This is a genomic window from Providencia hangzhouensis (genome assembly GCF_029193595.2).
GTDB classification, from domain to species: domain Bacteria; phylum Pseudomonadota; class Gammaproteobacteria; order Enterobacterales; family Enterobacteriaceae; genus Providencia; species Providencia hangzhouensis.
In genome coordinates this window covers 3,101,239-3,123,450 of sequence record NZ_CP135052.1, presented here as the reverse complement: position 1 = coordinate 3,123,450, position 22,212 = coordinate 3,101,239, and the positions used below count along the sequence as shown (strand labels likewise).

Below are 22,212 nucleotides of genomic sequence, written 5' to 3'. Positions count from 1 at the left end.
GTTATAATTCCTGTTTTAACAGTCGCCTCGCATTGTATGTGATAAATACGCTGCAATATGAGAATATTTCTGGTTAGAGTTAATTTTCTCAATATCAGGATGTAATCAACCATTTTACGTTTTTTCGCGACAAATTGGCTCATAAACCGCTTTAAATAATAGATGATAGGCAACCGGATAGCACATGGCAGACCGCAACTTTGATGATATTGTCGATAAATTTGCAAAAAATATCTACGGAACGACAAAAGGAAAAATACGAGAAGCGGTAGTTTGGCAAGATTTAACTCAATTATTAAGCAGCCAATTTGAGGGTAAAACTCTAAAAATACTTGATGCAGGTGGTGGTGAAGGACACTTTTCACGCAAACTCGCCGAAATGGGGCATCAGGTGATACTTTGCGATTTATCTGAAGAGATGTTGGAACGAGGTAGTGAGCTTGCCAAGGAACAAGGTATTAGCGATAACATGCGTTTTGTGCATTGTGCGGTGCAAGATGTTGCACAATACATTGATGAACCTGTTGACCTTGTTTTATTTCATGCGGTACTTGAATGGATTAGCGATCAAAAATATGCAATTGAACAACTGGTAGATATAATTAGACCAGAAGGCGTATTTTCTGTCATGTTCTATAATGCAAATGGTCTGGTGATGCGTAATGCAATTTTAGGAAATTTTCATCTTGCAACGCCACATATTCAACGTCGTCGTAAACGCTCGTTATCACCACAAAACCCGCTTTTTCCTCATCAGGTTGATGCTTGGTTGGGCGAGTGTAATATGCAAATCATCGGTAAAAGTGGTGTCAGGGTATTCCATGACTATTTACAAAGTCGGCAGTTACAGCAAAAAGATTTTCCGGCATTGTTGGCATTAGAACAGCAGTATTGCCGTGAAGAACCCTATATTAGCATGGGGCGTTATGTTCATGTCATGGCACGCAAACAAATACAAAAGGACGATTTATGAGTGATTTTTCCCAGACCGTCCCTGAACTTGTGTCTTGGGCACGAAAAAATGATCTTTCGATTTCACTTCCCGCAGAACGTTTAGCATTTTTGCTTGCGGTGGCGGTATTAAATAGTGAAAGAGTCAATGGTGAAATGAGTGAAGGGGAACTGGTTGATGCCTTTCGTGAAGTTTGCAAAGGGTTTGAGCAGACAACTGAATCATTGGCAGTAAGGGCCAATAATGCCATCAATGATATGGTTCGCCAGAAGATTTTTAACCGTTTTGCCAGTGACATTGTTGAAGGTAATGCAATTTACCGGTTAACCCCTTTGGGGATTGGCATCAGCGATTATTATATTCGTCAGAGAGAGTTCTCAACATTAAGACTTTCCATGCAACTTTCTATTGTTGCAGGAGAGCTGCAACGTGCCGCTGAAGCCGCAGAGGAAGGTGGTGATGAATTTTATTGGCATCGTTACGTGTTTGCCCCACTAAAATATTCAGTTGCTGAAATTTTTGACAGTATTGATTTATCCCAACGTATTATGGATGAACAGCAAAATTCAGTAAAAGAAGATATTGCCGCATTATTAAATCAAGACTGGCAGGCAGCTATTGCTAACTGTGAGCAATTATTATCAGAAACATCAGGTACATTGCGTGAGTTGCAAGACACATTGGAAGCCGCAGGGGATAAACTGCAAGCGAATTTATTACGTATTCAAGAAGCTAATATGAATGCGCCGGCGTTCTCTGACTTAGTGGATAGGTTGGTTTTTGACCTGCAAAATAAATTAGACCGTATTGTTAGCTGGGGTCAACAATCTATCGATTTATGGATTGGTTATGACCGTCATGTTCATAAGTTTATCCGTACAGCTATCGATATGGATAAAAATAGAATATTTTCTCAGCGGTTACGTCAATCTGTTCAGCACTACCTTGATAGCCCTTGGGCACTCACTTACGCTAATGCGGATCGGTTATTCGATATGCGTGATGAAGAGCTCGCGTTGCATGATGAAGAGGTCATGGGTGAATTACCACCAGAGCTTGAGTTTGAAGAGTTTAGTGAATTAAATGACAAGCTTGCTGAGCTAATGGAAGTTGAGTTAGCTATTTATAAAGCAGAGCAACGGCCGCTCGATGTTGGCCGTGTGTTGCATGAGTACTTACTGCAATATCCACAAAAACGTCATTTTGATGTTGCTCGAATTATTATCGACCAAGCTGTTAAATTAGGTATCGCAGAGGCTGATTTGGCGGGATTACCGGCAGAATGGCAAGCTATTAATGATCACGGAGCCAAGGTACAGGCACATGTCATCGACAAATATTGAACAATTTATGCCAGTTAAACTGGCTCAAGCATTAGCTAACCCGATTTTTCCAGAGCTAGACAGCCAATTGCGTTCAGGTCGCCATATTAGTGTTGATGACCTTGATAACCACGCATTTTTAATGGATTTTCAGGAAGCATTAGAACAATTTTATGCACGATATAACGTAGAATTAATTCGTGCCCCTGAGGGGTTCTTCTATTTACGTCCGCGATCAACAACCTTAATACCTCGCTCTGTGTTATCTGAATTAGATATGATGGTTGGGAAAATTCTTTGTTATCTCTATCTCAGCCCTGAACGCTTGAGTAACCAAGGTATTTTTACCTCACAAGAGTTATTTGAAGAATTATTATCATTAGCGGATGAAAGCAAACTACTTAAATTTGTTAATCAACGTTCGACAGGCTCTGACCTAGATAAACAAAAATTGCAGGAAAAATTAAGAACATCACTCAATCGTTTACGTCGCTTGGGAATGGTGCATTTTCTGCAAAATGATTCGAGTAAATTTATTATTAGTGAATCTGTATTCCGTTTTGGCGCCGATGTGCGCAGTGGCGATAACCCACAAGATGCACAGTTACGGATGATCCGTGATGGTGAAGCTATCTCTCTTGACGGTGAATTATCACTAAAAGATAGTGATGAAGAGGATGGCGAAGAGAGTCAAGAACCGGCAGAAAGTGATGAGGATGAAGAATAATGATTGAACGCGGAAAATTTCGCTCACTGACGCTGGTGAATTGGAACGGTTTTTTTGCCCGAACTTTTGACCTTGATGAATTAGTGACCACGTTATCGGGTGGTAATGGTGCGGGTAAATCAACAACCATGGCGGCATTTATTACCGCGATGATCCCAGATTTAACCTTACTTCACTTCCGTAACACAACGGAAGCCGGCGCGACCTCAGGTTCTCGTGATAAAGGCTTGCATGGTAAGTTACGTCCTGGTGTCTGTTACGCTATTTTGGATGTGTTAAATTCGAAGCATCAGCGCGTCATGGTGGGGGTGCGTTTACAGCAAGTCGCAGGGCGCGATAAAAAAGTCGATATTAAGCCATTTATGGTACAAGGCATTCCATTAGCGACAGTTCCAACGGAAATATTGACGGAAGTTATCGATGGCCGCCAAGCAAAAGTGATCCCACTCAATGAGCTAAAAGAACGTCTTGAAGAACAGGAAGGCGTTTTGTTTAAGCAGTTTAGCTCAATTACCGATTACCACTCGACACTGTTTGAATTAGGCGTGTTACCGAAACGCTTACGTTCTGCGAGTGACCGAAGCAAATATTATCGACTGATTGAAGCGTCACTATATGGCGGTATTTCTAGTGCCATTACTCGCTCATTACGTGATTATTTGTTGCCAGAAAACAGTGGGGTACGTAAAGCATTCCAAGATATGGAAGCGGCTCTGCGTGAAAACCGTTTAACATTAGAAGCCATTCGTGTCACTCAATCAGACCGCGACTTATTCAAACATTTGATTAGCCAGGCGACTGATTATGTTTCTGCGGATTATATGCGCCATTCCAATGAAAGACGCATTCACCTTGATGCAGCACTGGCTGCGCGCAATGAGCTATTAGCTAGCCGTAAACAATTACGTGTTGAACAAGTTCGTAGCGTCGAAATGGCGCGTGAATTGAATGAGCAAAATGGGGCATCTACAGAATTAGAAGCTGACTACCAAGCTGCCAGTGACCATTTAAATTTAGTGCAAGCCGCGCTGCGTCAACAAGAAAAAATCGATCGCTATCAAGCAGATATCGAAGAACTGACTTATCGTCTTGAAGAACAAAGTGAAGTTGTTGCTGAATCGACTGAAACTCAAGAAGAATATGAAGCACGAGCTGAAGCTGCTGAAATTGAAGTTGATGAATTAAAAAATCAATTAGCTGACTACCAACAAGCACTGGATGTACAACAAACACGAGCCATTCAGTACCAGCAAGCCTTGCATGCCTTAACGCGTGCTCGTGAATTGTGCCAGCTTCCTGAATTATCCATTGATAACGCAGATGAATGGCTAGATACCTTCGAAGCGCGTGAACAACAAGCTACCCAAGCGTTATTAGCGCTTGAGCAAAAAATGAGTGTGGCGGATGCCGCACATAGCCAATTTGAGCAAGCCTATCAATTAGTTAGAAATATGGTAGGGGAAGTTAGCCGCAGTGATGCATACCAACAAGCGCGCACATTATTACGTGATTGGTCATCACAACAACATTTAGCGGATCGTGTACAACCATTACGTATGCAGCTATCTGAATTGCAACAACGTCTGAATAGCCAGCAAAATGCAGAACGCTTATTGGCGGAATTCTGTAAACGTCATGGCCAAAGCTATGAGCCAGATGAGCTTGATGCACTGATGGCTGAGCTGGAAGCGCAACAAGAAGAGCTCAGTATTGGTGTGAATGAGAGTGGCGAAAGACGAATGCAAATGCGCCAAGAACTGGAACAAATTCGCCAGCGTATTAGCCAACTTTCATCTAAAGCCCCTGCATGGATTATGGCTCAAGAAGCGCTAACGCAGCTTAATGAGCAATCCCATGAAACGTTTGAGTCAAGTACCGCTGTGACTGAGTTTATGCAGCAACTCCTTGAACAAGAAAGGGAAATAACGGTTGAACGAGATGAAGTTGCTGCGCAACGTAAAGATCTCGAAAAGCAAATTGAGCGGTTAAGTCAGCCAAGTGGTGCGGAAGATGGCCGCATGTTAGCGTTGGCTGAGCGTTTTAATGGTGTTTTGTTATCAGAAATTTATGATGACATTACCATCGAAGATGCGGCTTATTTTTCTGCGTTATATGGCCCAGCTCGTCATGGTATTGTGGTTCAAGACTTATCTGTGGTCCGTAGCCAGCTCGAAACATTACAAGATTGCCCTGACGATGTTTATTTTATCGAGGGGGATCCTCAATCGTTCGATGACAGCGTTTTTGATGCGCAGGAATTTGAAAATGCGGTATTAGTCCGTTCGTCTGAGCGTCAATGGCGTTACTCTCGTTATCCTGAATTGCCTTTGTTTGGTCGTGCTGCTCGTGAAAGTCATTTAGAGTCATTAACTGCTGAACGTGATGAGCTTGCTGAGCGTTATGCGAATCTGTCATTTGATGTGCAGAAAATTCAGCGTTCGCACCAAGCATTCAGTCGGTTTATAGGCCAACATATTTCCGTGGCCTTTGAAGATGATCCTGAAGCTGAAATTCGTTCGCTTAACCAGAAACGCACGGAAATTGAACGTGCTTTGGCACAATTTGAAGAGCAAACTCAGCAGCAACGCCAACAATTTGCACAAGGCAAAGAAAGCCTTGCGGCTCTTAATCGTTTATTACCTCAAATGGGGTTATTACTCGATGAAACATTGGCGGACAGAGTCGAAGAGATAAACGAAGAACTAACGGAAGCAGAAGAAGCGGCACATTTCCTGAATAAACATGGTCATGCGTTAGAAAAGTTAGAACCGATTGTGACAGTGTTACTCAGTGATCCTGAACAACATGAACAATTACGCAAAGATTATGAGTCAGCAAAACACAGCCAACAAAATGCAAAACAGCAAGCCTTTGCATTAGTTGAGGTTGTTCAGCGTCGTGCTCACTTTAGTTACAGTGACTCAACAGGAATGGTGAATGAAAACGCGGACTTGAATGAAAAATTACGTCAGCGTTTAGAGCAGGCAGAAACCGAGCGTACACGCGCTCGCGAACAGCTGCGTCAGCACCAAGCACAAAGTGCACAATTCCATCAAGTTCTCGCCTCGTTACGCAGTTCTTTCGATACCAAACAAGAAATGTTGAAAGAGCTCGAAGTTGAGATGCAAGAGATCGGCGTAAAAGCTGATCCTGATGCTCAAGAGCGCGCTCGTATTCGACGTGATGAGCTGCACCAGCGCGTCATGGAAAATCGTAGCCGTATTAACCAGTTAGAAAAACAGCTGACATTATGTGAAGCTGAAATGGATAACTTACAGAAGCGCCTTCGTAAGTTAGAAAAAGACTACTATATGCTGCGTGAGCAGGTAGTGACGGCAAAAGCAGGTTGGTGTGCGGTAATGCGCTTGGTGAAAGACAATGGCGTCGAGCGTCGTTTACATCGCCGTGAGCTGGCCTATACTGACGGTGACAGCTTACGTTCCATGTCGGATAAAGCCTTAGGTGCGTTGCGTTTAGCGGTTGCGGATAACGAACATTTACGTGATGTACTGCGTTTGTCCGAAGATCCAAAACACCCTGAGCGGAAGATCAAATTCTTTATCGCGGTATATCAACACCTACGTGAACGTATTCGCCAAGACATCATTCGTACAGAGGACCCGATTGATGCAATCGAGCAAATGGAAATTGAGCTGGCGCGCTTAACGGAAGAGCTAACGGCACGTGAGCAAAAATTGGCGATCAGTTCAAAAAGTGTGGCGAATATTATTCGCAAAACCATTCAGCGCGAACAGAATCGAATTCGTATGCTAAACCAAGGGCTGCAAGCCGTGGCATTTGGTCAGGTTAAAGGGGTTCGCCTCAATGTGAATATTCGAGAAAGCCATGCGCTGTTACTCAGTGTCCTTTCTGAAGAAAGTGAAATGCATCAAGACTTGTTTACCAGCCAACGGTTAACTTTCTCTGAAGCGATGGCGAAATTATACCAACGCCTTAACCCTCAAGTGGATGTTGGGCAGCGGTTGCCACAAACCATCGGTGAAGAATTACTCGATTACCGCAACTACTTAGAATTAGAAGTTGAGGTTAATAGAGGTTCAGATGGCTGGTTAAAAGCAGAAAGTGGTGCGTTATCCACCGGTGAGGCTATTGGTACGGGTATGTCCATCTTAGTGATGGTAGTACAAAGCTGGGAAGAAGAGTCTCGCCGTTTGCGTGCGAAAGATATTATTCCTTGCCGTTTATTATTCTTAGATGAAGCTGCGCGATTAGATGCTAAATCAATTGCAACCTTATTTGAACTGTGTGACAGGTTAGAAATGCAGCTAATTATTGCGGCGCCTGAGAATATTAGTCCTGAGAAGGGCACAACCTATAAGCTAGTTCGTAAAGTGGTTGGTAATCATGAGCATGTGCATGTGGTTGGCTTAAAAGGCTTCGGACAAGAAACCCCGAACGTACAAGCACCAACATTGCAGTAATAGTTTTTGTGAATGAAATGAAAGCCGGTATTTAGGAATAAATATCGGTTTTCTTGTATTTAACAAATAGTGCAAATGCAATTTAACAAGATTATTAATTAATTTGAATAAAACCCGATGTTTAAAACATATTTTTTCATGATGAAAACCTCTTTTTCTATATGGAAATTAAGTGAGAAAGAAAGCGTTAGCTAAAGCTTTTAATTAAAATAAAATTCATCTATGTTTAAAGCACCAATAAATACCCACTAATAATGAAAATAATTCTTTTTCTCATTAAGTGGTTATCTGTCTATAATCCGAAAAAAGGAAAATTAGTCTATTCCTATAACATTACTGCTAAAATTAAATACAATAAAATTGTAATTATAATAAAAAATATTGTTATCCATGTAGTTAATTAAGGTGGATGTATGGCAAAGAGAAGAGTGCGAGCTCTGCAAGTCTCAGTAATATGCGGGTTGATGGCGTTACAGTTTCCTGCATTTTCAAATGAAGAAAATACGCAGCAAAGTGTTTCTGAAGTTCAAACGGTAGCTCCAGTTACACCAACAGAAAGTTTAGTAAAAATAACACAATCACTTCCTACGGATGTGAAACCTATTTTTTCTACGCAATTAGCAAAACTATATGCTGATAGGCAAATGCAGCTATTGTGGCAAGATGAAACGGCAATTAGCCAATTTCAACAACAATTGGCAGAATTATCCCTTGCTGGGGTTCAGCCTCAATTTGGGGAATGGTTGGCAATACTTGAAAATAACCAGTTAAATGAACTGGGCCGCGACGTTATTTTATCTGATGCCATGCTTGGCTATTTACAGTATTTATCATCAATAGAGGCGAGTGGGCAGTACTGGCTATATACTAATCGGCCATATAAAATTATTGCTCCAACAACGGCTCAAATGAAACCATGGATAGACGCCGTTGAATCTAATAACCTAAGTAGTTGGGTAAAATCACAGGCACCGAATCATCCAATGTACCTGCCAATGCGCAAGGAAATGTTGAAATTATTGGCGATGCCTGAAGATAACCTAGAAATAGTAGGAACAAAAACATTAAAACCAGGGCAGTCTAGCGATGATGTGGTTATGTTACGTCAAATCTTACAACGTGAAGGGTTACTTGAAGGTGGAAATGTAACCGAAGAAGTTGCGCCTCCTGAAACAATGGCTCAAGTTGCCGAGCTGGCGGTTGAACAAACCGTCGAACCAACAGAACCAAGTGATGCACCTGCAAGTACCGTGTCCAAAGTATATGACCAAGAACTCGTTGATGCTGTAAAAAAATTCCAATTACAATATGGTTTAGAGGCCGACGGTGTAGTTGGAAAAGGCACGCGTGTTTGGTTAAATATGCAGCCAAAACAAAAAGCAGGTTTAATGGCGCTTAATATCCAACGTTTACGTATTATTCCTGCAAGTAGTGGTACAGGAATATTAGTTAATATTCCAGGCTACTCTTTAGATTTCTATTTAAATGACGAAGTCATTTTAGATTCTAAAGTGATTGTTGGTCGTGCTGATCGTAAAACGCCGATCATGAGCAGTGCGCTAAATAACGTGGTAATTAACCCGCCTTGGAGTGTGCCAACCAGTATGGCACGTAAAGATATCGCCCCAAAAGGGAAGCAAGACCCAAGTTATTTTAGTCGAAAAGGCTATACGGTTTATTCTGGTTGGGGGGCTGATTCATATGAAATCAACCCATATGCCATTGACTGGGATAATATTACTCCAGCTAATTTCCCATATCGAATTCGACAAGCTCCTGGCCCAACTAACTCATTAGGGCGCTATAAGTTTAATATGCCGAGTTCAGATGCGATTTATTTACACGATACACCAAACCATAGTTTGTTTAATCGTAATGCACGTGCAATAAGCTCTGGATGTGTGCGTGTGAATAAAGCAAGTGAGTTAGCCAGTATTTTGTTAGGTGATGCAGGTTGGGAACAAAAACGAATTGACGGTGCATTGAAAGAGGGGTCAACACGGTATGTGAATATACCAGATAGAATCCCCGTTTTTCTGTACTACCAAACGGCTTGGGTAGATAAAGACCAACAGCCACAATATCGAGCAGATATTTATCAGTATGATAATTCTATTGATAATGCAGATAAATATTTGCCAATGTTGAAAAAGATTTTACACTAATTGTGAGTTTTAATTTATAAGGGGGAGTTTTCTCCCCTTAATTATTTTACGTATTAACGGCCTGAACATAGTTCTTCGTAAATTTTCATTCCGTGACGTTTCCTCTATTCTCCGTTTTTATCCTGTTTATTCCATTGCTTTATAGTTATTCAGCTATGGCTATTTTACTTACTTTGATAAAGGCAGCATATTTTGTGTCTAAGATTGCATGTTTCGAGCAGTTTGAGTGACAAAACTCTATTACTGACGAAAACTGCAATAAAATTCCTGTTAAGTATGCATATCTTTACATAATTATACATTAAAGCTAAGCATGATTTGCTAGACTCAATAGGTTGCCAAAATTTTATCGATTAATACTGAAATTATTAGAGTCTGAGCTATCACCTATGGATATAATTGATCAATCCCGCAGAAAGTGGCTAGGTATTGGGGCTGCAACGATTGGCCTTAGTTTATTACCAAGCCATGTCTTTGCTGCAATGACGACCCCTCGACCACGGATTTTGCGTTTTCAAAATATTAATACAGGCGAATCGTTAAAAACCGAATTTTTTGACGGGCGCCGTTATAATAAGTCTGAACTAGCACGTTTAAATCATTTTTTCCGTGACTACCGTTGCGACAAAGTGAAAACTATTGACCCAAAACTGTTTGACCAAATCTATTTATTACAAATGATGATGGGAACAAACAAACCTGTCCAACTGATCTCTGGTTATCGTTCTTTAGAGACTAATAATAAATTACGTAGTAAAAGTTCTGGGGTGGCAAAGAAAAGCTACCACACACGCGGGCAGGCGATGGATTTCCATATCGAAGGGTTACAATTGAGTAATATCCGTAAAGCTGCGCTGAAAATGAAAGCAGGTGGTGTTGGTTATTATCCTCGAAGCAATTTTATACATATTGATACAGGGCCTGCAAGAACATGGTAATCTGTGCATAGGTGACACAGATTATGGAGTAATTGCTCGATGAAATATACTATTATCCCAGTAACACCGTTTATGCAAAACTGCCAAGTTATTTGGGATGAAAATACGTTAGATGCAGTTGTTGTTGACCCCGGTGGAGAAGCAGAGAAGTTAATTTCTGCTATTGAAAACCTTGGGCTGAAGTTAACTAAAATTCTGTTAACGCATGGTCATTCTGATCATATCGGTGCATCGGCTACCCTTTCTAAGCACTTTTCAGTGCCTATTTATGGTCCACAAAAAGAAGACGCCTTTTGGATTGAAAACCTCGCAGAGCAAAATGCAATGTTTTATATAGGCGAATGCCCTGACTTCACACCAGATTACTGGTTAGAAGAAGGGGACAAGGTGACTTGTGGCAATATTACATTTGATGTACTGCATTGTCCTGGCCATACGCCCGGTCATATTATTTTTGTGAACCATGCTGATAAATTAATTTCCATGGGTGATGTATTATTCAAAGGTGGTGTTGGTCGTAGTGACTTCCCACGAGGTAATCATCAAGATTTAATTTCATCAATTAAAAACAAAGTATTACCGCTTGGCGATGATTATCAATTTATTCCTGGTCATGGGCCGATGTCTAATCTCGGTTTTGAGCGGAAAACAAATCCTTTCTTACAAGATGAGTTACCTGTTTGGTAATTGATTTTTAAGTGGTTAACAGTTTGACGTAAAAGGCACCTAGTCAGGTGCCTTTTGTATTAGATAGCATGTGCTATGTAATGATTACAGCACTTTAACGATGGCATCACATAATGGAACCATGTTCTCTAATGTTAAGCCTGCCACGTTAATACGGCCAGAGCTTACGGCATAGATACCAAATTCGCTACGTAGACGCTCTACCTGCTCTTTTGTTAGGCCACTGAAGGAGAACATACCGTTTTGGTTGATAATGAAGCTAAAGTCCTGTTTAGCGCCTTTTTCTTCCAATGTTTTCACTAACAGTTGGCGCATGCGTTTAATACGCTCACGCATTGCGGTTAACTCTTGGATCCACTCAGCTTTTAATACGTCATCAGAAAGGATGGTTGTTACCACTGCAGCACCGTGCGCTGGTGGGTTTGAGTAGTTGGCACGAATAACCGCTTTCGCTTGACTAAATGCACGCTCTGCGTTGTCACTGTCTTTGGCAATGATTGTACAAGCACCAACACGCTCATTGTATAGACCGAAGTTTTTAGAGAATGAGCTCGCCACAATCATTTCAGGGTTGTTTTTGGTGAAAATACGCAGGCCTTCGGCATCTTCATCTAAGCCTTTTGCGAAACCTTGGTAAGCAAAGTCAAAAACCGGCAATAAACCTTTTTCCGCACATAATGCCGCCAGCTTTGTCCATTGCTCAGCAGTTGGGTCAATACCCGTTGGGTTATGGCAGCAACCGTGTAGAACAATCACATCGCCAGCAACAGCGGATGACAGGCTGTTAAGCATACCGTCGAAATCCATACCGTGGTTGGCTGCATCATAGTAATTGTAGGTCAGCACTTCTAAGCCAGCCGCTTCAAAAATATTTTTGTGATTAGGCCAAGTTGGGTTGCTGATCCAAACGCGTTTTGCATTAGTTTGCTTCGCAATAAAATCAGCTGCGATACGCAGGGCACCAGTACCGCCGGGTGCTTGCGCTGTACGTGCACGTTTTGAGGTGACAATTTCATGTTGTGCACCGAATAACAGTTCTTGTGTTACACGGCCGAACTCTGGCATTCCGCTAATCGCAAGATAGTTTTTGGTGTTTTCGTTATCCAGCAGGAATTTTTCTGCTTTTTTAACGGTATCAAGCACAGGGGTTTTCCCTGATTCGTCTTTATAGACGCCAATACCTAAGTTGATTTTATTATCGCGGGGATCAGCACGGAAACTATCAGCAAGACCTAAGATTGGGTCAGCAGGGGCAGAAGTAATTTTTTCAAACATGTTGTCGATTCCAAAGCTCTGTAGTGGTACCCACACAGTTCCTAAGGTATGAAGGCATAAGTGAGAATGCGGTTGGCTATCCTTGCTTGTAATCTGCCCATACCATACGAAACTCGCGGGTGTAGCTGAAAACGGGTTTAGTCGAACGAGTCGAGTTCTCAGGGTAACGTGATAAAGGCTTTTTGCCAACCGTTTTACAAAAAATCGGCGAGATCTTGTGAACTAGGTAGGAATTGCATGTAATCTAACCATAAATATCTATAAAGGCGGTGAATCAGTCTGTCTTACCGATAATTTGGGAGTTTTTAGGAGGAGGTAGTTTGAGGCGGGGAGAGCGAAATAAAAAAGCAGCGCCGAAGCGCTGCTTGCAAAAACATGTTACCGTTTTCTAGTTTATCAGTTAACTGATAATTAGAATTGGTAGATCAGGCCTAAACCAACTACGTTATCAGTGCTGATACCAGCTGATTTAGTAAAGTCATTTTTATCTAACAGATTGATTTTGTAATCAACAACTGCAGACATGTTTTTGTTGAAGTAGTAGTAAGAACCTACAGAAATATATTTAACTAGGTCATTATTACCTGCATCACCATTACGTAATGATTTACCTTTAGATTGGTTATAACCTAAAGATGGTTTCAGGCCGAAGTCGAATAGGTATTGTGCAACTAACTCAACGTTTTCAGTTTTGTTAGCAATTTCATCATCAACACCATAGTGTGTAGTGTTTAGTGTTTGACCGTACATAGCTGCTAAGTAAACATTGTTAGCGTCGAATTTACCGCCAACGTTCCAAGCTTGTGCACGCTTGCCATCTGCTTCAGAAACTTTTTGTGATGCTGTGCGAGCTGAGTTTGAATAACCACCACCCAGAGTTACACCCCAACCTAAGTCATAAGCTAAAGATAAACCATAGCCATCGCCATTGTTTTCCCAGGCTTCTTTACCGCCAGATTTATTCTGGTCGCCATTTTTACCTTGATATTGCAGAGCGAAGCTCAGGCCATCAACATAACCGAAAGCATTGTTGTTACGGTAAGTTAACAGGTTACGGTTACGGCTAGTCATGAATGTGTCAGACTGAGCCATAGTGTCGCCGCCCCATAAAGGCATAACGTCGGTCCATGCGTTCGTGTCATAGATAACACCGTAGTTACGGCCGTAATCGATTGAACCGAAATCAGCAAATTTCAGACCCGCGTAAGCTAAACGATTTTTATTGTCGTTATTGCCTTCAGTTTTGTTAGTTTTAGTTTCCCACTCGAAACGACCAAAACCAGTCAGTTGATCAGTGATTTGAGTATCACCTTTCAGACCTAAACGAACACGTGAGTCATCACCATCTTGGCTTTTAGCACGATCAGTGCTGGTCACTTTTTTGTTGTCAGCAAAGTAGTGACGAACGTCAACTTTACCGTAAACGTCTAATTTGTTGCCGTCTTTGTTGTATACTTCAGCTGCGTTTGCTGCACCAGCAGCTAACAGAGCTGGGATAACCATTGCAAGAATATTGCGTTTCATCATTATTATTACCCTCATTGGTGTTATTCGGACACCTGCCACTGCCAAAAATAATTCGCAAAAAATAATTGGAACTATTTGTGAGAGATTAGTGTCGTCTATGTCGGCGACCAGTGTTCCATTGCTAAATAAAATTATCTACCCTCAAAGTGCTACAAAATCAAAGATTCTGAAACAAATGGTAACTAGATGTTTCAAAATGTAAAAAATAGATCAATAAATAATCACTCATCGTACCAGTTTAAAAAATATTACAAAAATTAGGGAACTTTTTCAAAAGACAAATTGAGTTTTTTTTGAGCAGTTTAGCGAATGTAAAACGGTTATTTATGACCAGTAAAAAGAGAATAGCGAGATTAAAAAGCAGATTATTCTTAGCGGTAGCAGATTGCTGGCTGTTTACGGAGAATAATAAGGTGATAACGTAAAAATTGTGACCTGGTTATCATGTGGCTGTAATTTGATGTAACAAGATGAGATAGTTGTATAGTGAAAGCATATTAGGACTGAAAAGTAACGGGCCAACATTAGTTGGCCCGTATATTAAGGTGTTAACATAGAAAAGCAGTTATTAGAACGCTGCATTTCTTGGGGTACGTGGGAATGGAATCACTTCACGTACGTTACCCACACCAGTGACGTAAGCCACTAAACGCTCAAAACCAAGGCCGAAACCTGAGTGAGGAACGGTACCATAACGGCGCAGATCACGGTACCACCAGTAATCTTCTTTATTCATACCCATTTCTTCAAGGCGGGCATCTAGCATATCAAGACGTTCTTCACGCTGTGAGCCACCGATGATTTCACCAATACCCGGTGCTAATACATCCATCGCAGCAACAGTTTTGCCATCTTCATTGAGGCGCATATAGAAAGCTTTGATGTCTTTCGGGTAGTTTTTCACAACCACAGGGGCTTTAAAGTGTTGCTCAGCAAGGTAACGCTCGTGCTCAGACGACATATCGACACCCCAATAAACTGGGTTTTCGAATTTTTGACCACAAGTTTCTAGGATTTTAATGGCATCCGTGTAATCAACTTGTGCAAAGTCTGAGTTAACAAAGCTTTCTAAGCGGTTGATAACGTCTTTATCAACACGTTGTGCAAAGAATTCTAAGTCATCACGGCGTTCTTCAAGAGCGGCTTTGAAGGCGAATTTCAGCATTTTTTCTGCAAGGCCTGCGACATCATCTAAAGAAGCAAATGCCACTTCAGGTTCGACCATCCAGAATTCAGCTAAGTGACGGCTAGTATTTGAGTTTTCAGCACGGAAGGTTGGGCCGAAAGTGTAAACTTTGCTAATCGCTGTTGCATAGGCTTCACCGTTCAGTTGGCCTGAAACGGTTAAGAAAGCTTCGCGACCAAAGAAATCTTCGCTGAAATCGACTTCACCTTTGTCATCACGTGGCAGGTTATTGTAATCCAATGTAGAAACACGGAACATTTCCCCCGCGCCTTCGGTGTCTGAGGCAGTGATCACTGGAGTTGAAACCCAGAAGTAGCCTTGCTCATCAAAGAAACGGTGGATAGCTTGCGCTAAAGTATGACGCACACGTGCAACGGCACCAATTAAGTTAGTACGTGGGCGCAAGTGTGCGGCTTCACGTAAAAACTCAACACTATGACGCTTCGCTGCCATTGGGTAGGTGTCAGGGTCTTCAACCCAACCAACAACTTTTACAGCAGTGGCTTCAAGCTCAAATGATTGACCTTGGCCTGGGGATTCTTTTACGGTACCCGTAACTTCAACAGAACAACCCGTTGTTAGGTGCAGGACTTCGTCATTATAATTCGGTAAATTATTATTAATGATAGCCTGTAACGGATTAAAGCAAGAACCGTCATAAACGGCGAGGAAAGAAAAACCAGCATTTGAATCTCTCCTTGTACGTACCCAGCCTTGAACGGTGACTTCTGTGCCTACCGCCACTCGGCCTTGCAGTACGTCGACTACAGGCGCTACTATCATATAATTCACTCTCTTCATATTTAACGATATCTACTTCGACTATCTCAATCCGTCATACTTCGAGCCGTAGATGCGTTGGCTTCACAAACCGACCCTAGTCACATACTTATGTATGCTCCTAGGGCTCACTTTGTTTGCCGCCTTCCTACAACTCGAATTATTTAGGATGTAATTCAAATTGTTTTAAATCCATTCGACCGCTTATATCTATGAATATTATTCAAAAAATGTCATCGGTTTATGGCGATTAAAATAGTTAAAGTAGGGATATTAACGAAATCCCATTTTTCAGGGGCCAAAGCTCTATGTTACTTGCCATTTATTAGGAAACAAGTAAAAAATCGCGATAAAACATTTCTGTTGAAGCGAAGCGTGGTTATTGAGCTTAAAAGCTATAGTAATAGTAAGTGAATAAAAGAAAAAGGGGGTTTTGAAGCTCTGGGCAAGAAAAGTGCAAATTCTTACTCAGAGCTAGGGAAAAGCGACTTAATTAGCTGGCTTTTTCCATTTTAGGGAGGTCGAACGCTTTTCTGAGTTGATTGACGAACTCATCATCTTCACAAATGGTTTTTCCTGGGCTATCTGAGAGCTTAGCGACAGGCTTACCATTGCACTCTACCAATTTGATCACAATATTTAGCGGTGTAACATTGGGAATATTGCAGGTTAGACGAGTGCCGATACCAAAAACAAGGTTAATCCGTTGGTGGAAATAACGATATAATTCAAGTGCTTTTTGTAAGTCTAAGCTGTCAGAGAACACCAGTGTTTTGCTCATAGGGTCGATACCCAATTTTTGGTAATGAGCAATGGCTTTTTCGCCCCATTCGATCGGGTCCCCTGAATCATGACGCAACCCTTGGTAGCGGTTCGCAAAGTTAGCATCAAAATCACGCAAAAAGGCATCCATGGTGATACAGTCAGTTAATGCGACACCTAAGTGATTAGGGTATTCATCTAGCCAGCTCTGCAATGCCTCGCGTTGGCTATTTGCCAATTCAGGGCTGATTTGCTGGTGGGCTTGGAACCACTCATGGGCTTGTGTGCCAACAGGGGCTAAGTTTAACTCGTGAGCAAGTTTGTAATTGCTAGTCCCCACAAGATAAGGAAATTCTTGTTTAAGCATCGAAACAATGGCGGATTGCACATCGTAGGAAAAACGGCGGCGTGTCCCGAAGTCCATTAGCTTAAAATTAGACAAGTCGAGTTGGTGCTCATCAGCTTGTTGATAAAAAACATTTAACAGCTTTTTAAGTTGCTGAACAGCATCATCAGGATGAATGTTTGGGTGCCTATCTTTTTGGATGATTTCACTGACCAATGCAAGGAGTGGTACCTCCCACATGATCACTTCACGCCAAGGCCCACTAATGCGAATAGCCAATTGGCCTTCGTCGGTGGTACTGACAACGACTTGTTCAGGGTTAAAGCGGAATGATTTTAACCACGTAAGATAGTCTTCTTGGAAGAAAGGTAAGCGGCGGAGAAAATTCAGTTCATTATCAGAAAGTGATAAGTTAGCCATCAACTGAATTTGTTGCCTGATTTCATTGGCGTAAGCACCTAAGATCTCACTGCTACGACAGCGGAACTCAGCGACAACCGGTACCTGGTGGTAACGGTGGAAAACGGCCTGCTGCATATGAAGCTTGTAAGCATCGGTATCAAGCAGTGATGTAATAATTGGTGTAGCGTCTAAATTCATGGCACGCAAACATCCTCGCGGAGCTTATCTTTACCACTAATGCTATTCATTTATACTCTTGTTTCCCTTGAAAACTGTTTGATTTTTCAAAAAGTCACAATGAGATAAAAGCAGCAATAGTCGTTAGCTAAATCGTTAAAGTTGCAAAAGTATACCCACTTTAGCAAAAGATAGAAGTGTTATTCTACCACTTGGTTTCAAGGAGCACGGCAACCTAAATTCGCGCATTGCCTTTTTGTATTACTATAAAATCAAATAAATACGTTTTATTCGTATTATGTTCCATAGAAATAGACAAAAAGCATTAATCACGAAAAGATACTAACACGCTATAAAATATTTAATAGTACTATAGCACCAACAAACAAACGAATTTTTAACAAAGTTAAGCAGGGTGTGACATACAAAGCTAACATTGCCATAAAAATAGATAACATTTTTTGATGAAAATGTTTCTCAAATCCATTCACATTATTGTGGCTTATAGTATTGTATAAGTAATAAAGCAGTACGATATTGAATATAACGAATTAAAAGGTTACTTATGACCCAGCTAAGACAAGCGAAATATCGTCAGGATTATCAAGCACCTGATTACACAATTACAGAAATTGACCTCGATTTTAATCTTGACCCAGTGAAGACAGTCGTTACCGCAATAAGCAAGGTAAAACGCCTTAACTCTCAGTCATCAACACTTGAACTCAATGGCGAAGATTTATCACTAGTCAGTATTGAAGTCGATGGCAAAGCGTGGAAAAACTATAAAGAATCTGAAGGTAAATTGATTATTGAATCATTACCTGAATCTTTTACACTGCGGATTGTGAATGAAATTAGCCCTGAAAAAAATACAGCGTTAGAAGGGCTATATGTTTCAGGTGAGGCGTTATGCACACAATGTGAAGCGGAAGGTTTCCGCCATATTACCTATTACCAAGACCGACCAGATGTGCTGGCTCGCTATACCACCACAATTACAGCGGATAAATCACGTTATCCTTATTTATTATCAAATGGTAACCGTATCGCAGAAGGTGAGTTAGAAGACGGCCGCCATTGGGTGAAATGGGAAGACCCATTCCCAAAACCAAGTTATTTATTTGCCTTAGTTGCAGGCGATTTTGACGTTTTAAAAGACATATTTGTCACTCGTAGTGGCCGTGAAGTTGCATTAGAACTTTTTGTCGATAAAGGTAATTTAGACCGTGCACCATGGGCAATGCAGTCCCTGAAAAATGCCATGAAATGGGATGAAGAACGCTTTGGTTTAGAGTATGACCTTGATATCTATATGATTGTTGCCGTTGATTTCTTCAACATGGGAGCCATGGAAAATAAAGGTTTGAATGTCTTTAACTCTAAATATGTTTTAGCTAAAAGTGAGACAGCGACGGATAAAGACTATCTGAATATCGAATCTGTGATTGGTCACGAATACTTCCATAACTGGACTGGTAACCGTATCACTTGCCGTGACTGGTTCCAATTGAGCTTAAAAGAAGGGTTAACTGTTTTCCGCGATCAAGAATTTAGCTCTGATTTAGGCTCTCGCTCTGTTAACCGTATCAACAATGTTAAAGTGATGCGTTCAGCCCAGTTTGCTGAAGATGCAAGCCCAATGGCGCATCCAATCCGTCCTGACAAAGTCATCGAAATGAACAATTTCTATACTTTAACAGTGTATGAAAAAGGGTCTGAAGTCATTCGCATGATCCATACGCTGCTCGGTGAGGAAATGTTCCAAGCGGGAATACAACTTTATGTTCATCGCCATGATGGCAGTGCGGCAACCTGTGACGATTTTGTGCAGGCGATGGAAGATGCGTCAAATGTTGATTTATCACTATTTCGTCGTTGGTATAGCCAATCAGGGACGCCAGTTTTAACTGTGCGTGATGAATATTCACCAGAAAAACAGCAATATACGCTACATGTTAGCCAAATGACACCAGCTACAGCGGATCAAGCTGAAAAGCTGCCATTACATATCCCATTGGATATTGAGCTCTATGATGAGCAAGGTGGAATTATTACGCTAAAACGTGATGGTAGTGTGGTAAATTCAGTGCTAAACATTACGCAAGAAACTCAAACGTTTGTTTTTGATGAGGTGACAAGTCGCCCAGTTCCCTCCTTATTGCGTGAGTTTTCAGCCCCTGTAAAATTAGATTACAACTACACAGATGAGCAATTAGCTTTCTTGATGCAGCATGCAAGCAATGAATTTGCTCGTTGGGATGCTGCTCAGCAACTCATTAATAATTATGTAAAAATTAACGTGGCTCACTATCAAAATGGTGAGGCTTTAGTTTTACCTGAGCCAGTAGTTGATGCTTTTCGCGGTGTATTATTAAGTGATTCGATTGACCCTGCGTTAGTCGCCTTGATCTTAACGTTGCCTTCCGAAAATGAGCTTGCAGAATTATTTACGGTTATTGACCCGGTAGCGATCCACGAAGTGGTGAATTTTATCCATCATCATTTAGCAGTAGAAATGCATGATGAGCTTCTCACCGTTTATCGCTCCATTAATATTGATGGCTATCGTGTTGATCACCAAGATATTGCTAAACGTTCATTGCGTAATATTTGCCTGCAATATTTAGCTGCGGGTGATGATAGTGAGCTGGCGAACAAATTAGTGCAGGAACAATACCAATCTGCCGATAACATGACGGATTCGCTGGCCGCATTGACCGCAGCAAATGAATCACAGTTAGCTTGTAAAGAACAGTTAATGGCAGACTTTGATGAGCGTTGGCACCATGACGGGTTAGTCATGGATAAGTGGTTTACATTGCAAGGGGCGAACCCTGCAAAAGAAGCGCTTGCCAATGTACGTGCATTATTGAATCACCGCTCATTTAGTATGAGTAACCCGAACCGTGTTCGCTCACTTGTCGGTGCTTTCACAGCAGGGAATCCCGTTAATTTCCATGCGAAAGATAGCAGTGGTTACCAATTCCTGTATGAAATTTTAGTCGATCTGAATACACGTAACCCGCAAGTGGCTTCGAGGCTGATCGAGCCGTTGATCCGTTTAAAACGTTATGATGAACAGCGCCAAGCACAGATGCGCAAAGTGCTTGAGCAATTGAAAGCGCTCGATAACCTTTCTGGTGATCTATTTGAAAAAATTACCAAAGCGTTAGAAAGCTGATTTATATATAGCTAACCAATTATTGGTTTTAATAAGCCGCTAAAATTAATTTAGCGGCTTATTTGTTTATGACAATAATGGAATATTAAATGAGAGATAACTGTCATAAAGTGGTTGTTTTCCCCCAAAAAAACCAGGCAAATGAATTTTTATTGATTTTTTCATGGTAAAAGCGCGGTGAGATAGGGTAATCTATAGCGCGTTTTATCCGACGAAAAATAGTTCGCACAGTGAAAACTCGGCAATCAGTCTTTGGCGAGGGTTTTGGCGCGCGACATAATGTCTATTTTATTGAAACGCACTAGTAAAAATAGGTTATTGGATATGTTATATCATCTTGCCCGCAAGGCACTGTTCCAGCTCGATCCTGAAAAAGCTCATGAATTGACTTTTCGTCAGCTTCAACGTTTGAACCATTCCCCTTTCCAATGTCTTATTCGCCAATCTGTTGCCACTAAACCCGTTCAATGCATGGGGCTTTCCTTTAAAAACCCACTAGGGCTCGCCGCGGGTTTAGATAAAGATGGTGAATGTATTGATGCATTTGGTGCAATGGGTTTTGGGTTTATAGAAATTGGTACGGTAACTCCTCGTCCACAGTCTGGTAATGACAAACCGCGGTTATTTCGACTTGTAGAAGCAGAAGGTTTAATTAACCGGATGGGTTTTAATAATAAAGGTGTCGATAACCTTGTTGAGAATGTTAAAAAATCGAATTACGGCGGAGTCATTGGTATCAATATTGGTAAAAATAAAGATACACCTGTTGAACAAGGTAAAGATGACTATTTAATTTGCATGGATAAGGTCTATGCTCATGCAGGTTATATTGCTATTAATATTTCCTCACCAAATACGCCAGGCTTGCGTACATTACAATATGGCGAAGCACTAGATGATTTATTAAGTAGTATAAAAGCAAAACAACTGGAATTACAATTACAGCACCAAAAATATGTACCTGTCGCTGTAAAGGTTGCGCCTGATTTATCTGAAGAGGAAATTATCCAAGTTTCAGATAGCCTAGTTAGGCATAATATTGATGGCGTTATTGCAACGAATACCACGCTAGATCGTTCTTTGGTTCAAGGGATAAATCATTGTAATGAGGCTGGTGGGTTAAGTGGCCGTCCTGTGCAATTAAAAAGTACACAAGTTATTAAGATTATTTCACGTGAGTTAAATGGAAAGCTGCCAATAATTGGAGTAGGTGGAATTGATTCCCTTACCGCGGCGCGTGAAAAAATGGAAGCGGGTGCCTCTTTAATTCAAATTTATTCTGGTTTTATTTATCATGGGCCAAAATTAATTAAAGATATTGTTAATCATATCTAGTAATA

13 protein-coding genes are annotated in these 22,212 nt (G+C 41.2%); 9 read left to right on the top strand and 4 right to left on the bottom strand.

The window, feature by feature from the left end; genetic code table 11:
* Nucleotides 1-184: 184 nt before the first annotated feature.
* The 7 genes from cmoM (at nucleotide 185) to PZ638_RS14185 (ending at nucleotide 11,233) form a co-directional block, all read left to right on the top strand.
* Nucleotides 185-973 (top strand): tRNA uridine 5-oxyacetic acid(34) methyltransferase CmoM, encoded by a 789-nt coding sequence (gene cmoM / locus PZ638_RS14215; protein ID WP_164455826.1) that lies wholly within the window; start codon nucleotides 185-187, stop codon nucleotides 971-973.
* Entirely contained in the window at nucleotides 970-2,295 is a 1,326-nt protein-coding gene (mukF, locus tag PZ638_RS14210) for a chromosome partition protein MukF (protein WP_094960694.1), read from the top strand. Before cmoM ends, mukF begins: the two co-directional genes overlap by 4 nt.
* The gene (gene mukE, locus PZ638_RS14205) at nucleotides 2,276-3,001 is read left to right on the top strand and encodes a chromosome partition protein MukE (protein ID WP_004256187.1); all 726 of its coding nucleotides are present in this window, start codon (nucleotides 2,276-2,278) and stop codon (nucleotides 2,999-3,001) included. Before mukF ends, mukE begins: the two co-directional genes overlap by 20 nt.
* The gene (gene mukB / locus PZ638_RS14200; RefSeq protein WP_164455823.1) at nucleotides 3,001-7,443 is read left to right on the top strand and encodes a chromosome partition protein MukB; all 4,443 of its coding nucleotides are present in this window, start codon (nucleotides 3,001-3,003) and stop codon (nucleotides 7,441-7,443) included. The genes mukE and mukB overlap by 1 nt, the downstream gene beginning before the upstream one ends.
* A 413-nt stretch (nucleotides 7,444-7,856) precedes the next feature.
* Nucleotides 7,857-9,608 carry a L,D-transpeptidase gene (gene ldtD / locus PZ638_RS14195; protein ID WP_164455821.1) on the top strand — a complete coding sequence of 584 codons (1,752 nt, stop codon included), beginning with the start codon at nucleotides 7,857-7,859 and terminating at the stop codon, nucleotides 9,606-9,608.
* Between the two features lie 389 nt (nucleotides 9,609-9,997).
* Complete coding sequence (mepK, locus tag PZ638_RS14190; protein ID WP_004256173.1) at nucleotides 9,998-10,546, top strand: peptidoglycan L,D-endopeptidase MepK; 549 nt, start codon at nucleotides 9,998-10,000, stop codon at nucleotides 10,544-10,546.
* Nucleotides 10,547-10,585: 39 nt separating this feature from the next.
* Nucleotides 10,586-11,233: an MBL fold metallo-hydrolase gene (locus PZ638_RS14185; RefSeq protein WP_004256171.1), complete on the top strand. Its 648-nt coding sequence runs from the start codon at nucleotides 10,586-10,588 to the stop codon at nucleotides 11,231-11,233.
* 84 nt (nucleotides 11,234-11,317) lie between these two features.
* On the opposite strand, the gene PZ638_RS14180 is transcribed toward PZ638_RS14185, so the two are convergent.
* The 4 genes from PZ638_RS14180 to pncB all read right to left on the bottom strand — a co-directional run bounded on the left by PZ638_RS14180 (nucleotide 11,318) and on the right by pncB (nucleotide 17,709).
* Nucleotides 11,318-12,508 carry an amino acid aminotransferase gene (locus tag PZ638_RS14180; RefSeq protein ID WP_094960698.1) on the bottom strand — a complete coding sequence of 397 codons (1,191 nt, stop codon included), beginning with the start codon at nucleotides 12,506-12,508 and terminating at the stop codon, nucleotides 11,318-11,320.
* A gap of 411 nt (nucleotides 12,509-12,919) precedes the next feature.
* Complete coding sequence (locus PZ638_RS14175; RefSeq protein WP_272666691.1) at nucleotides 12,920-14,035, bottom strand: porin; 1,116 nt, start codon at nucleotides 14,033-14,035, stop codon at nucleotides 12,920-12,922.
* A 568-nt stretch (nucleotides 14,036-14,603) separates the two neighbouring features.
* The gene (asnS, locus tag PZ638_RS14170) at nucleotides 14,604-16,004 is read right to left on the bottom strand and encodes an asparagine--tRNA ligase (protein ID WP_036957910.1); all 1,401 of its coding nucleotides are present in this window, start codon (nucleotides 16,002-16,004) and stop codon (nucleotides 14,604-14,606) included.
* Between the two features lie 490 nt (nucleotides 16,005-16,494).
* A complete protein-coding gene (gene pncB, locus PZ638_RS14165; protein ID WP_272674338.1) occupies nucleotides 16,495-17,709 on the bottom strand; it encodes a nicotinate phosphoribosyltransferase in 1,215 nt (404 codons plus the stop codon).
* A 544-nt stretch (nucleotides 17,710-18,253) separates the two neighbouring features.
* Here pncB and pepN point away from each other — a divergent pair.
* Nucleotides 18,254-20,872 (top strand): aminopeptidase N, encoded by a 2,619-nt coding sequence (pepN, locus tag PZ638_RS14160; RefSeq protein WP_272674335.1) that lies wholly within the window; start codon nucleotides 18,254-18,256, stop codon nucleotides 20,870-20,872.
* Between the two features lie 324 nt (nucleotides 20,873-21,196).
* The gene (gene pyrD, locus PZ638_RS14155; RefSeq protein ID WP_036958164.1) at nucleotides 21,197-22,207 is read left to right on the top strand and encodes a quinone-dependent dihydroorotate dehydrogenase; all 1,011 of its coding nucleotides are present in this window, start codon (nucleotides 21,197-21,199) and stop codon (nucleotides 22,205-22,207) included.
* Nucleotides 22,208-22,212: the final 5 nt, after the last annotated feature.

Bases quoted from the DNA above. Each gene is read 5' to 3' on its own strand.
- cmoM (WP_164455826.1), top strand. From the start codon at position 185: ATGGCAGACCGCAACTTTGATGATATTGTCGATAAATTTGCAAAAAAT.
- mukF (WP_094960694.1), top strand. From the start codon at position 970: ATGAGTGATTTTTCCCAGACCGTCCCTGAACTTGTGTCTTGGGCACGA.
- mukE (WP_004256187.1), top strand. From the start codon at position 2,276: ATGTCATCGACAAATATTGAACAATTTATGCCAGTTAAACTGGCTCAA.
- mukB (WP_164455823.1), top strand. From the start codon at position 3,001: ATGATTGAACGCGGAAAATTTCGCTCACTGACGCTGGTGAATTGGAAC.
- ldtD (WP_164455821.1), top strand. From the start codon at position 7,857: ATGGCAAAGAGAAGAGTGCGAGCTCTGCAAGTCTCAGTAATATGCGGG.
- mepK (WP_004256173.1), top strand. From the start codon at position 9,998: ATGGATATAATTGATCAATCCCGCAGAAAGTGGCTAGGTATTGGGGCT.
- PZ638_RS14185 (WP_004256171.1), top strand. From the start codon at position 10,586: ATGAAATATACTATTATCCCAGTAACACCGTTTATGCAAAACTGCCAA.
- PZ638_RS14180 (WP_094960698.1), bottom strand. From the start codon at position 12,508: ATGTTTGAAAAAATTACTTCTGCCCCTGCTGACCCAATCTTAGGTCTT.
- PZ638_RS14175 (WP_272666691.1), bottom strand. From the start codon at position 14,035: ATGATGAAACGCAATATTCTTGCAATGGTTATCCCAGCTCTGTTAGCT.
- asnS (WP_036957910.1), bottom strand. From the start codon at position 16,004: ATGATAGTAGCGCCTGTAGTCGACGTACTGCAAGGCCGAGTGGCGGTA.
- pncB (WP_272674338.1), bottom strand. From the start codon at position 17,709: ATGAATTTAGACGCTACACCAATTATTACATCACTGCTTGATACCGAT.
- pepN (WP_272674335.1), top strand. From the start codon at position 18,254: ATGACCCAGCTAAGACAAGCGAAATATCGTCAGGATTATCAAGCACCT.
- pyrD (WP_036958164.1), top strand. From the start codon at position 21,197: ATGTTATATCATCTTGCCCGCAAGGCACTGTTCCAGCTCGATCCTGAA.